This is a genomic window from uncultured Parasphingorhabdus sp. (assembly GCF_963975735.1).
Lineage (GTDB): Bacteria > Pseudomonadota > Alphaproteobacteria > Sphingomonadales > Sphingomonadaceae > Parasphingorhabdus.
In genome coordinates this window covers 332,795-345,578 of record NZ_CAXBIA010000002.1, presented here as the reverse complement: position 1 = coordinate 345,578, position 12,784 = coordinate 332,795, and the positions used below count along the sequence as shown (strand labels likewise).

General features: G+C 56.3%; 11 protein-coding genes. 3 read left to right on the top strand and 8 right to left on the bottom strand.

Annotated elements, in window-relative coordinates; translation table 11 throughout:
- The first annotated feature begins 60 nt into the window (after positions 1–60).
- Positions 61–1,464 (top strand): glutamate--tRNA ligase, encoded by a 1,404-nt coding sequence (gene gltX / locus AACZ86_RS05210; RefSeq protein WP_339690261.1) that lies wholly within the window; start codon positions 61–63, stop codon positions 1,462–1,464.
- A 27-nt stretch (positions 1,465–1,491) separates the two neighbouring features.
- Complete coding sequence (locus AACZ86_RS05205) at positions 1,492–2,775, top strand: citrate synthase (protein ID WP_339689982.1); 1,284 nt, start codon at positions 1,492–1,494, stop codon at positions 2,773–2,775.
- Positions 2,776–2,827: 52 nt separating this feature from the next.
- Here the strand turns inward: AACZ86_RS05205 and AACZ86_RS05200 are convergent, their stop codons facing one another.
- The 4 genes from AACZ86_RS05200 to AACZ86_RS05185 form a co-directional block, all read right to left on the bottom strand.
- On the bottom strand, positions 2,828–4,210 hold the full coding sequence (locus tag AACZ86_RS05200) for a HAMP domain-containing sensor histidine kinase (protein WP_339689980.1): 1,383 nt from the start codon (positions 4,208–4,210) through the stop codon (positions 2,828–2,830).
- The gene (locus tag AACZ86_RS05195; RefSeq protein ID WP_339689978.1) at positions 4,207–5,268 is read right to left on the bottom strand and encodes a hypothetical protein; all 1,062 of its coding nucleotides are present in this window, start codon (positions 5,266–5,268) and stop codon (positions 4,207–4,209) included. The genes AACZ86_RS05200 and AACZ86_RS05195 overlap by 4 nt, the downstream gene beginning before the upstream one ends.
- Before the next feature lie 49 nt (positions 5,269–5,317).
- Complete coding sequence (locus AACZ86_RS05190; RefSeq protein WP_339689977.1) at positions 5,318–6,523, bottom strand: hypothetical protein; 1,206 nt, start codon at positions 6,521–6,523, stop codon at positions 5,318–5,320.
- 126 nt (positions 6,524–6,649) lie between these two features.
- A complete protein-coding gene (locus AACZ86_RS05185; protein WP_339689976.1) occupies positions 6,650–6,958 on the bottom strand; it encodes an Hpt domain-containing protein in 309 nt (102 codons plus the stop codon).
- A gap of 69 nt (positions 6,959–7,027) precedes the next feature.
- On the opposite strand from AACZ86_RS05185, the gene AACZ86_RS05180 reads away from it, so the two are divergent.
- The gene (locus AACZ86_RS05180) at positions 7,028–9,364 is read left to right on the top strand and encodes a hypothetical protein (RefSeq protein WP_339689974.1); all 2,337 of its coding nucleotides are present in this window, start codon (positions 7,028–7,030) and stop codon (positions 9,362–9,364) included.
- On the opposite strand, the gene AACZ86_RS05175 is transcribed toward AACZ86_RS05180, so the two are convergent.
- The 4 genes from AACZ86_RS05175 to AACZ86_RS05160 are packed head-to-tail and all read right to left on the bottom strand — an operon-like array spanning position 9,361 to position 12,782.
- Complete coding sequence (locus AACZ86_RS05175; protein ID WP_339689972.1) at positions 9,361–9,639, bottom strand: DUF1467 family protein; 279 nt, start codon at positions 9,637–9,639, stop codon at positions 9,361–9,363. The two genes, AACZ86_RS05180 and AACZ86_RS05175, sit on opposite strands and share 4 nt — an antisense overlap.
- A gap of 6 nt (positions 9,640–9,645) precedes the next feature.
- Complete coding sequence (locus AACZ86_RS05170; protein ID WP_339689969.1) at positions 9,646–11,286, bottom strand: ribonuclease J; 1,641 nt, start codon at positions 11,284–11,286, stop codon at positions 9,646–9,648.
- Positions 11,283–12,065, bottom strand: coding sequence for a type III pantothenate kinase (locus tag AACZ86_RS05165; RefSeq protein WP_339689967.1), 783 nt, complete (start codon positions 12,063–12,065; stop codon positions 11,283–11,285). Before AACZ86_RS05165 ends, AACZ86_RS05170 begins: the two co-directional genes overlap by 4 nt.
- 15 nt (positions 12,066–12,080) lie before the next feature.
- Positions 12,081–12,782, bottom strand: a complete 702-nt coding sequence (locus tag AACZ86_RS05160; RefSeq protein WP_339690258.1) for a biotin--[acetyl-CoA-carboxylase] ligase — start codon at positions 12,780–12,782, stop codon at positions 12,081–12,083.
- Positions 12,783–12,784 lie beyond the last annotated feature (2 nt).

The window sequence follows — 12,784 nt, the reverse complement described above, 5'->3', positions numbered from 1 at the left end:
CTATCACAGGGACCATCAAGCGTGAATTCAAATGATGCTGAACAGCCGAAAGAGACAAATATGGTCGTAACCCGCTTTGCCCCCTCCCCGACCGGATTTCTGCATATCGGCGGTGCCCGTACCGCGATGTTCAACTGGCTGTTTGCCCGGCACCATGGCGGAAAAGCGCTGCTGCGCATCGAAGATACCGACAAGGCCCGCTCTACCCAGGAAGCGATTGATGCGATTTCCGAAGGGCTCGAATGGCTAGGCCTCGACTGGGATGGCGAAACGGTCTTCCAGTCGGAACGCGCCGGACGCCATGCCGAGGTCGCCCATGAATTGCTGGCATCGGGCAATGCCTATAAATGTTTTGCGACCCCCGAAGAACTGACCGAAATGCGCGAGAAGCAAAAGGCCGAGAAAAAGCCGATGCGCTATGACGGCCGCTGGCGCGACCGCGATCCGTCGGAAGCTCCGGAAGGCGCGCCGTTCGTGATCCGCCTGAAAACCGAAACCTCTGGCAAGGTCACCATCGCCGACATGGTGCAAGGTGATGTCTCGGTTCAGAATAGCGAGATTGACGACTTCATCCTGCTGCGCTCTGACGGTTCTCCAACCTATATGCTGGCGGTCGTGGTCGACGATCATGACATGGGCGTCACCCATTTGATTCGCGGCGATGACCATCTCAACAACGCTTTCCGGCAGCTGGCGCTGATCAAGGCAATGGGCTGGGCCGAACCGGTTTACGCGCATATCCCGCTGATCCACGGCAATGACGGCGCGAAATTGTCCAAGCGCCACGGCGCGCTGGGTGTCGACGCCTATCGCGACATGGGCATATTGCCGGACGCGATGTTCAACTATCTGCTGCGCCTCGGCTGGGGCCATGGCGATGACGAGATCATCTCCCGGGAACAGGCAATCGAGTGGTTTGCGCTGGAAGGCGTCGGCAAGTCGCCTTCGCGTTTTGACACCAAGAAACTGCAAAATCTCAACGGCCATTATATGCGGGAGGCCGCTGACGCCGACCTCGTGCGGCTTGCGACCCCCTGGATTGAACAGGATTTGGCCGCGCCATTATCCGCTTCGGACAGCGATTTGCTGGGCCAGGCGATGCCGGTTTTGAAAAGCCGGGCGAAAAATCTGATCGAATTGGCCGGATCCAGTCTTTTTCTCTTTAAAAAGAGACCACTTGGCCTCGACGAACGGGCAGAAAATCTGCTAGACGCTGACGCACGGACACTGCTTAAATCGATTCACCTTGGCTTGACTGATCTGGAAGACTGGACACTCGAGGCAACGGAAGAAGTCATAAAAGCGATCGCGGAGTCTGCCGAACTGGGATTGGGGAAGCTCGCACAACCTATGCGCGCCGCCTTGACAGGAAGCACCAGTTCACCCGGAATTTTTGACGTCCTGATACTTCTTGGTAAAGAAGAATCATTGGGCCGTCTTGCAGATCAAATAGAAAAAACCTGATTTTTCAGGAGCAGAAAGGACAATATCGTGGGCGATAACGCAAAATTCAGCATCAACGGCGACACTCATGAATATCCGATTCTGACGGGCACAGTGGGCCCCGATGTCGTAGATATTCGTAAATTATACGGCCAGACCGGTGCCTTCACCTATGACCCCGGCTTCACCTCGACCGCCAGTTGCGAATCCGAGCTGACCTTCATCGATGGAGGCGAAGGCGTATTGCTGCACCGCGGCTATCCGATCGAACAGCTTGCCGAGCAGAGCAGCTTCATGGAAGTTGCGCATCTTCTGCTCCGTGGCGAACTGCCGACGTCGGACGAATATGCCGATTTCAACAACACGATCACCCGTCACACCATGGTGCACGAGCAGTTGCGCGGCTTCTATCAGGGCTTCCGTCGCGATGCCCACCCGATGGCGATCATGTGCGGCGTCGTCGGCGCATTGTCGGCTTTCTATCATGACAGCACCGACATCAACGATCCCGCCCAGCGGATGATCGCAAGCCACCGTCTGGTCGCGAAAATGCCGACCATCGCCGCCATGGCCTATAAATATTCGATTGGTCAGCCGTTTGTCTATCCCGACAACGAACTATCCTACACCGGCAACTTCCTGCGCATGACCTTTGGCGTTCCCGCCGAGGAATATGAAGTGCATCCGGCGATCGAAAAAGCAATGGACCGGATTTTCATCCTCCATGCCGATCATGAGCAGAACGCATCGACATCGACGGTCCGTCTGGCCGGTTCTTCGGGTGCCAACCCGTTTGCCTGCATCGCGGCCGGCATTGCCTGCCTCTGGGGCCCCGCCCATGGCGGCGCCAATGAAGCCGCGCTCAACATGCTGAAGGAAATCGGCCATCCCGATCGTATTCCCGAATATATCGCGCGCGCCAAGGACAAGGACGATCCGTTCCGCCTGATGGGCTTTGGCCATCGCGTTTATAAAAATTACGATCCGCGTGCATCGGTGATGCAGGAAACGGTCCGTGAAGTGTTTGAAACGCTGAAGGTCAAGGATCCGGTCTTTGATGTTGCCTTGCAGCTCGAGGAAATGGCGCTCAACGATCCCTATTTCATCGACAAGAAGCTGTTCCCGAACGTCGATTTCTATTCGGGCATCATCCTGTCGGCGATTGGTTTCCCGACATCAATGTTCACCGTGTTGTTTGCCCTTGCCCGCACGGTCGGCTGGGTCGCGCAGTGGAACGAAATGATCTCCGATCCAGGCCAGCGCATCGGTCGCCCGCGGCAGCTGTACACAGGTCCGGCCAAGCGCGACTTTGTCCCGATCGACAAACGCTAGAGACTTTAGAGATTTCAGAGAAAGGGGGGCTTCATGCTCCCCTTTTTTTTGCCTATTTCCGTTCTGGAAGTGCCAGAGTGAAGGTCGAGCCTTTACCCGCCGCGCTAGCTACGGTCAGACTTCCGCCCATGGCATGAGCCAGTCGACGCGAGATAAACAATCCCAGTCCGCTGCCGCCATCGCCCGAACGGCCGAGCCGCTCGAATTTTTCGAAAATCCGGTCCTGATCTTCGGCGGCGATGCCGTCGCCCTTATCGGTTACCGAAATCCGCGCAAGTTCATCGTCGGCCGAAACGCGCACCTTGATCACCGAACCGTCGGGCGAATAGCGGATCGCGTTGCCGATCAGATTGACGAGTATTTGCAGCGACCGGCGAAATTCACCGCGCGCCGGAAGCTTGTCACTTTCCTTGGGCAGATCGATACGGATTTGATGATCCGAGGCCTTGACTGCCAGCAAGCCGGCAGCACGGTGCGCCAGATCGACGAGATCGATATCGTCGGCAGCAACCGTGAATTCCGGGCGTTCGATTGCCTCGAGATCGGACAGGTCATTGACCAGATCCAGCAGATGACGCCCGGCCGAGGCGATATCCTTGGCATAGCTGGCATAGTCGCCCCGCAGCGGGCCTTCCAGCTTGCTGCTGATCGTTTCTGCGTTGGCGATGATCTTGCCAAGCGGCTGGCGCAGGGCCGGACCAAGCTGGGAACCGAACAGGCTGTCGCTGATCAGTTTTCCGGCCACAGCTTTCGCGTCTTTGCCGCTGGCCTCCGGATCATCCGGCGTTGCCGTAAATCGATAGCCGGCAAAAATGCCTGCCTTGTCTATCAACGGCTGCCCTTGCAGCACGAACAGCCGTTGGCTGCCGCCTTTCTCCCGCATCCGCTGATTGCGGATCGGTTGCCGCTCGGCCACCGATTCAAGCAATCTCGCATGAGCCGAAGGTGGAATGACATCATATATATCGAGCAGAGACTGGCCAATCGCGTCAGAATCCTGTCCGGCCTCGAGGGGCATTTGCCGGGCAATGATCCGCAGCGCCGCGTCGGTTCTTATCGCGCCCCGCCCTTCCAGCCGGTCAAAATCACGTTCGCGAGCCGAATCTATTTTGCCCGCGTCATCATGCGGACGCTCTTTCCAGTCGATAATGGAGAGGCTGAGCTGCTGGTCTTTTTCCGACGGAATCAAGCGAGTCTCAACCCACATATCGATCCGGCAGTCATCATCGGATGCCTGTGCGGCTCGCGACAGGTTCATCCCCAGCCTGCGACTGATCCGGCACAATTCTGCCAGTTCCGGCACCGCCAATGGTCCGCCTTCAGCGCCGCCGCTGCGCAAGTGAAGCCGCATCAACAGCGGATCGGCCGACAAAAGCATTCCGTCGAAATCCACCTGCCCGCGCACCGGTTCGGCCAGTTTGCCAGATAGCGTCATTTGGCCCGATCACCCAGGCTGTCGTCGGCGAGTATCCGTTGTGCGTTCTGGAAGCTGCGCGGTGCGGCCCAGCTTGTTATCAAAGCCAGCGACCGGTCCCGGTCGGTCTCTCCATATGTGGCTGCGGTGAGAATATGATCCCCATCATCAAGAGCAAAAAATACCGACAGGGCCTCTTGCACGGGAAAATCCGCCGCGCGCATGGCAACGACAAGACGCGCCATATTCGGTTCAGCCGTGAAGGTCACAATCTGATCGCTGGTAAAACCGGTCTGTCTGGCCAGTCGCGCAATGAACAGGGACAGGCCATCTCTCATCGGATGCGGAATATGGTCCTCCGCCATCTTGGCTTGCTCGATCAACTGGGCGAGGCGATCAGCCTTCCGTGTCACGCTGGCGCTTTCGTCATGCGAGGCAAGCAACCGCTCGGTTGCCGTCTGCAATTGCAGACCGGGCAAGCCGGAAAGCCGCGCGAGCGAGGCCGTTACCGGCCAGGCAAAAGCATAGATAATTTCAGCGGGCAAATCGGCCAGACTGGCGGATATCTCTCCGACCGCACTTGTGGTTTTCGATTGCGCGACGAGCAGGCCCATCGCGGCTTCGGCAATGACCGGATCGGCATGATCGAGGTGGCGGGTCAGCGTCGCTTCAAGATCCGCCTGCGAAATTTTCTGCAGCAATCTGGCCGCCAATTCGCTTTGCTGTGCTTTGACAAATAGATGCTGGACGATTTCAGCCGTCTTGAGCAAGCCGGAATTCTCCAGCAAATGAAAGCTCTGGCCTGATCCGCCTGCGGCAATCTTCACGAGTGTTTCCTGTGTAACACCAAGTTCCCGGGTCGCTATCAGGCAGATACGTTCTTCGATCTGGCCGATCACGCTACGCAGATATTGTCGCGCATTGGACCGCATCCGGTCATTGAAAAACACATTGGTTTTGGGAAACAGGGCCTGAGCGAAATCGTCCGCAATGAACGAAGATTTATCCGCCAATACCGAAGCATGCCGGATGATATCATTATTCATCGTCTCGTTCATCGAAAAAACTCGCTGTGCCATAGCCTGTCCGTACCCCAATGTGGTTAACAAGCCGCTAAGCGGGATTCGGCTATCGGTCCCGCAAGGCAGGTTTTTCCGGCGAATCCTTGGTCAAATATCGATCAAGAACAAGGAACAGACCGGAATAGAGCGTGGCCCCGTAAAGGCCGTATGGAAACGCGCCAAAAATAGTGGCCAACAGCAAGACGAGCAAGATCAACCGCATATCCGGCTTCATCAAAGCCAGGCGGCGATTGCAGGCTCCGGCCCTCGAGAGCAGCAGATGGGTGAGCAACAGGAATGCGATTACCAGATTTGGTGCCAAGGTCAGCGCAACAGAGGCTTTGACCAGCAGGATCAGCACAGCGGTTGCCGCGAGAAAATCAAGAGCCAGACCGGCCCAGTCCCTTGCGGTTGCCGCACTGCCGAATTGCACCATTGCTGCGCGTATATATTGCGCCACGCTGCCGGTAAGAAGCAGGACCAGCGATACGATAGCATAGCCAAATGCGGCCGACAGGATGGCGGCAGCCCCGGCTGTCAGCGCGAATATACCGAGATATTGTGGCGCAGCCTTTTTCCGCCAGAGCCGCGGAAGACTGCGCTTGGCCAAAGGGTGCAAAAGAAAGCGGTCGAGAAAATTATTGCTCTTCGCGGGCATGTCTCTCAACTTGCGCCGGGTATATTGTTCCGCGCTGATTTCGCTTTGCACATGGGCGATTGCCCCCGAGCCCATTCTGCGATCTGAAATAATCGCACGCGGACAGTCGGCCTGCACCGCCGTCCTCAGCAAGGCCGAACCGACCTCCCAGTCATCGGGAATATCGATCAATGCACTCAGGCGCGATGTGTTGAGCGAGACGATACCAAGCCACCGCTGGTTGAGGTCAATCCGCTCGAACTCCTGATATTCGTCCCCGTGCAACACGGTGAAGAGCAATTCCTGCGGCGCCCCGCTCAATTGTTCAACAATCTCTGCATTGGGCAATATACCATCGGCAATATAGATTATGTGATCCTGATCGGTCGCATATTGTACCAGATCGCTGGGGCTGCGGACATATTCCGCATCCAGTCCCTGCTGTTTCATTGCATCAATCTTCTGCAACAAAGCCCCATGGGTCACGGGGCAGAGAAAAATGAATTTTTCGCAACCGAAGCGGTGCGCGGCGCGAATCTGCAAATCGAGCAGAGTTCCGCCGAATAACGGCAGCAAAGCGATCGGACCGTTTCCGTCGAGATCGTCTTTTGCTAGGGAAATCAGTGCCAGTTTCACGAATATTGGGGTCCCGGTCGATGAATAGGAAGGTTGTTCCTGTCCATAGATGGTGGCACCCGAACATGCCAATCGATAATCTGGAGAAGAAGGCGCAACTGGGCAGTTATTACGCCAAAAAGGGATTCAATCCCGATGGACCTCGACTTCGGAAACCGCGCGTTGCAATTTGCGTAATATCACCGGATCGCCCGGTGCCGAATGAGCGGCCTCATCGGCCAGTTGCAGGATTTTGGTCGCAGAAAAGCTGGCAGCCAGCCCCTTCAGGCGCCAGGCGGCATATTCCCAATTCGCGTCGCAGCGCGCTCTGCTCAGAAGGTCAACTTGCCGGTTTGCGCTTTCGAGAAACGCTGCACGCAGTTCCGCAATGAGCAACTGGTCGTCACCTACTGCGGCCGTTAGAGCGGCATCCAAAGCTCCATAATCAAATGACATTTTTGTCGAATACACCCGATATGGTTAACTTATAGTTTATATGATTCGATATTGTGTTAAATAGACTTCATGACAGGTGAAAATAAGATAATCGGGATGTGGCGTGATCGGGATGAAAATGCCGACAGCGAACAGGCAGATGCAACCGCAAACGTGCAAAGTGATGCGCACGATCCGGTAGCGGAGCAGCAAGATTCAGCCACGGAAGTTCAGCAAGATAGCGACAGCGCGTCGGACGACAGCTGGAGCCATTATACCGACGATGTGACAGTTTCACCGCCCCGAACCCGATATATACCGGTGGCATTGCTGGCTATTTCTGCCCTGGGCTGGACCGGATTTTTCTTCTGGGCCAACCGCGATATTTTTACCGCAATACCATCCCCCAAGGCCGGAATCGACCTGCTGACCCAATGGTGCCTGCCGATCGCCACGCTTGGCGTCGCTTATCTGCTCTACATGCGCAACAGCAGCAAAGAGGCGAATCGCTTCAATGATGTGGCATCTTCACTGCGCGCCGAATCCGAGTTGCTGGAATCGCGGCTGAAGACGGTCAATAACGAGCTCAGCGTGGCTCGCGAATTCCTGAGTCACGAAAGCCGCGAACTCGAGTTTCTCGGGGACAAATCTTCTGTCAAACTGGTCAATGCCGCCGAATTGATGAGAAGCTCGCTCGAAGACGGTCTCGGCAAAATGGTGAAGCTCGATCAAGTCGGTGAAGCCGCTTATAAAAATCTCGAGCAGCTGCGCGAACATCTGCCGGTGGTCATCAACACCGCCAAGGACGTCACCAATCAGATCGGCAATGCAGGACGGACCGCCCAGACCGAAATGGCCGCCATGGTTTCGACCCTCAGAAGAATCGGAGAAGTCGGTGCTGCAGCCAAGAAAAGCCTTGATGACCTGACGGACAAGTCGGTCCTCTCGGTTGAAAGTCTCGCGACCGAAGCCGACCGGATCAAAACCAGTTTGACGAAACAGCTTGATGATGCCGGCAACGGTTCGACCGAACTGGCGAACCTGTTGAAGAAAACGACGGCAGAAACCATCGAGGCGCTCCGCAAAACGCGCTCCGATCTCGCTACCGAAACATCGGAAGCAGCGCTGGCCATGCGTGCGGATCTCGACGCTCTGGAAGCGGCTCTGGCAAACACCGGCAAAATCGCCGACAATGAAGAGTTGCGCTTGAAAACCCTGGCGACGACGCTTGACCAGACCGTCTCCGAAATCTCCGACAACATCAAGAAACTCGACAATGAAAGCGGCGACAAGACGGCAAAGCTGGCCTTTGCAATGACCGCGATGGAACAGAATAGTAACGCCCTGCAGCTTTCGCTCGAAAGTGGCCATGGCGTCGCCGACGGCATGATCGAACGTATGGAACGCCTGCTGGTGGCGCTGGATAGCAGCGCGCGGGAAATGGACGAAACCTTGCCCAACGCGTTCGAGCGGGTTTCGGAGAAATCCAGGGAAAGCCTGGCCCTATATGGCCAGATCGCCAGCGAAGCGAACAAAGCGCAGGAAGAGGCCGGGAAAATTGCTGAGCGCATCGCCCAGACAGATCTGTCGATCAGCCAGCAACAGCAACAGATCCGGAAATTGCGGGAAGATGGCGACGTTGCAGGCCAATCGATTGTCGAGCAGATCACGGAAATTTCGAAATCGCTCGAAGAAGTCCGCGAGCAGAATGAATCTCTTGCAGAAAGCGCGGGCGAAAAATTGATCAGCGCGCTGCTGCGGGTCAAGGACACGGCGAAACAGGCCTCAGAACATTCGCGCGAAGTGCTTGAAAAGTCGATTGCCGGATCGACGGAAGCTTTTGAACGCGTAAGCGAACAAGCGCTGAACCGGATTATCGACGACAAGATCGGGTCAATCGCTCCGAAGCTGGAGAAGGCCGTATCGAGCGCGGTTGCTACAACCCAGTCGACCGCTGCCCATCTTACCGATCAATTGGCCGCAATCGAGAATATGACGACCAATCTCGAGCAGCGGATATTGTTTGCCAAGGAAAAATCCGAGCAAAGCAGCGACGAGAATTTCACCCGGCGGGTGGCACAGTTGACCGAGTCGCTGAACTCCATCTCGATCGATGTCGGAAAGATCCTGTCAAACGATGTTACCGACACCGAATGGGCCGCCTATCTGAAGGGCGATCGCGGCATCTTCACGCGGCGCGCCGTTCGCTTGCTCGACAATCGGGAAGTGCGCGAAGTGCTGGCGCAATATTCAGCCAATGACGAATTCCGCGAACATGTGAACCGGTACATCCATGACTTCGAAGCGATGTTGCGCGGCGTGCTCGCCACCCGCGATGGCAGCGCAATCAGCGTCACCCTGCTCTCGTCGGACGTCGGGAAGCTTTATGTCGCTCTGGCCCAGGCAATCGAACGGCTGCGCAGCTAGCGCATCCGTTCGCGGCTGTTGAAGAAATCAATCGTGTCAATGCTGATCCAGCCATAGACATAGTTGAGATAGAATAGGCCGAACATGGCTGTCGCCAGCAACGTGGTCAGTAACAATACCCGCAACGGCCGGAAATTGGCCGGCGCTCCGTCCGACTGCCCTCTCACCATTTCCTTGCCGGTTTCATGGTGGTTGCGGATGCCGATTGGCAGGATGATGAACGCCGCCGTCACCCAGAATAATATATAGATCGCGAAAACGGAGTAGAGTTGCATGACCTGCTAGGCCTCCACAGTGAGCACCGAAACAATCGGCTTCTTGCCGGTCCACTCGGTCGCGCTACGGCGGACGAGCAGGCGAATCGCTTCGTTGAACTTGTCGATGTCGCCAACCGGTTTGGAATATTTGCCGACGATCTTGTCGACTACTTCATCGAGGAAATCTTCTTCGTCTTCCTCAAGCGGTACGCCGTGCATTTTCAGCACCGGCTGACCGAATATCTTGCCTTTGTGATCAAGACCGATGGCTACCGAGATCATGCCGTTATGCGCAGTCTTGCGCCGGTCGTTCAATGTTCTGCCGTCAGCCGGGATAATCACATCACCGTCGACAACAAGCCGTCCGGTGCGTTCCTGACCCAAGATTTTCGGGCCGTTGGGCGCCAGGCGCACGACATCGCCATTTTGCTGGAATATCGCTTTCGGCACGCCATGATCGAGAGCGAAGCGCTCCTGGGTCTTCATATGGCGAATCTCGCCGTGAACCGGTACCAATATCTCAGGCCTGATCCAGTCATACATCTGGGCGAGTTCCGGCTGTCCCGGGTGACCGGAGACATGGATATGTTCCTGACGCTCGGTAATCATCACGACGCCTTTGGACGCCAGCTGGTTCTGGATCCGGCCAATCGCAATTTCATTGCCGGGAATCTGTTTCGACGAGAACAGCACGTGATCGCCTTCGGAAAGTTTGATCTGGTGGCTGTCGCCGGCGATCCGTCCGAGAGCAGCCCTCGCCTCTCCCTGACCGCCGGTGGCGATGATCATGACCTTGTCGCGCGGCAGGCTCATCGCTTCCTGAAAATCGACGGTTGGCGGAAAGTCCTTGAGATAGCCGTTCTCGCGGCAATTCTCGATGATCCGGTCTAGCGAACGGCCAGCGACACAGAGCTTGCGACCGGAATGGATGGCGACCTCTCCGAGCGTCTGCAATCGGGCAGCGTTGGATGCGAAGGTCGTTACCACGATCCGTGTATCGATATCCTCGACAACCCGCATCAGGTTGCGGCGCACTTCGCCTTCCGATCCGGATGCCTTTTCGTTGAAGACGTTGGTTGAATCGCAGACCATCGCCAGGATTCCCTCGTCGCCGATCTGCTTCAGCGTTTCAGGCGACGATGGAACGCCGAGCACTGGCTCGTCATCCAGCTTCCAGTCACCGGTGTGGAAAATCCTGCCATAAGGCGTGTCGATCAGCATCGCATTGCCCTCGGCAATAGAGTGCGCGATCGGGAGATAGCGGAAGCCGAACGGGCCGAGATCAAAACTGCCCTCGTTGGGAATGATGTTGAGCTTCACCTGACGCTCCAGCCCGACTTCTTCCAGCTTGCGACGGATCAGCCCTGCCGTGAACGGAGTCGCAAACAGCGGAACATCGAGGTCGGCTGCGAAATAGGGGACCGCGCCGATATGGTCTTCATGACCATGGGTCAGCACGATGCCGAGCAGATCCTTGCGGTTCTTCTCGATAAATTCGAGATCGGGGAGGATCAGGTCGATTCCCGGATAACTGGGATCAGCAAAGGTCATGCCGAGATCAACCATCACCCATTTGCCGTCACAGCCGTAAAGATTGACATTCATGCCGATTTCGCCCGAACCACCAAGGGCCAGGAAGAGAAGTTCTTTTTTAGATTTTGTCATGTAGCGTGTGTTGCTCGCTGATAGAGGAAATGCAGGCCCTGAAGAGTCAGGTCCGATTCCAGATGGTCAAATACATCTGTATGTTCGTCAAATAATACGGCTAATCCGCCGGTAGCAATGATCTTGGTCGGTCGGCCGATTTGCGCCTTTGTCCGCGCTACTAGCCCTTCGATCATCGCAACATAACCCCAGAAAATGCCAATCAGCATCTGACTTTCCGTCGTGGTGCCGATTACATTGTCACTTTCGGGTGATTCCAGCGCGATACGCGGAAGCTGCGCGGTCTTTCCGACCAGAGCATCCAGCGAAAGATTAATTCCGGGGGCAATGATACCACCTTTATACGCGCCTTCATAGTCTGCGACATCGAACGTGGTTGCGGTACCGAAATCGATGATCACGATATCCTGCTTATATTTCTGATGCGCGGCGATGACATTGAGTACGCGGTCGGCGCCCACGCTATCGGGTTGCTCGACATCAAGGGCGACGCCCCATTCCGCCGCGCCACGGCCTGCGACAAGCGGGGCCACGCCAAAATATTTTTCCGAGAGGACTGTCAGATTGTGGAGCGCCCGCGGGACCACCGTGCCGATGATCACCGAATCAACCGCGCCAAGTTCCAGACCTTCCAGTTCCAGCAGCTGCCGGAGCCAGACGACATATTCATCCGCAGTGCGGCGAGCATCGGTTGCGATCCGCCAGCGCGCGCGAATGTCATCGCCGTCGAAGAGGGCGAACACAACATTGGTATTTCCGGCATCTATGGCCAATAGCATGAACGACTCTTCTTTCTACCCGATGGAAATGTCACCGGCGCGTATTTCGATAAGCGTTCCATCGGCTTTTCTCAAGCAGAGTGCGCCATCTGGGGTAAGTCCGGCATATTCTCCGGTGGTTTTCTCGCCGCTTTCATCGCTTGTCGTGATCGTGCTTCCCACCGGGTGAGCCAGCTTTTGCCATTCCGAAAGGATATGCGCGATTCCCAGATCACGCCAGTCTTTGACGAAAGCCGCGAATGTGTTGGACAGCCGTTCCAGAAAAGCGGCAGCGTCGATGTTAGCGCCCTCGCCCGCCAGGCTGGTCAATATCCGGCCCTCGACTTCCGGCGTCACCGCAACATTGACACCAATACCGACCACCACCTGATCCTTCACCCGCTCGAGCAATATGCCGCAGATTTTCGACTGGGCAACCAATATGTCATTGGGCCATTTGAGGATCATCTCGGTACCCGGCAGACAGGAACGTATCACCGTATATACAGCCAGTCCTGCGACAAAAGACAGGGATGACGGCGACGGATCACCGGGCCGGATATCGACTACAGTGCTGCAATAGAGATTGCCCTGAGGGCTCTCCCATTTGCGGCCAAGACGTCCGATACCGCCCGATTGCGTCTCTGCCCGCAGCCAATAGCCTTCGACGGCGCTGCCCTGTGCAGCAAGCGCCTTCAGGTCCGCATTGGTGGATGCGGTTTGCTTGACGGTTTCTATGC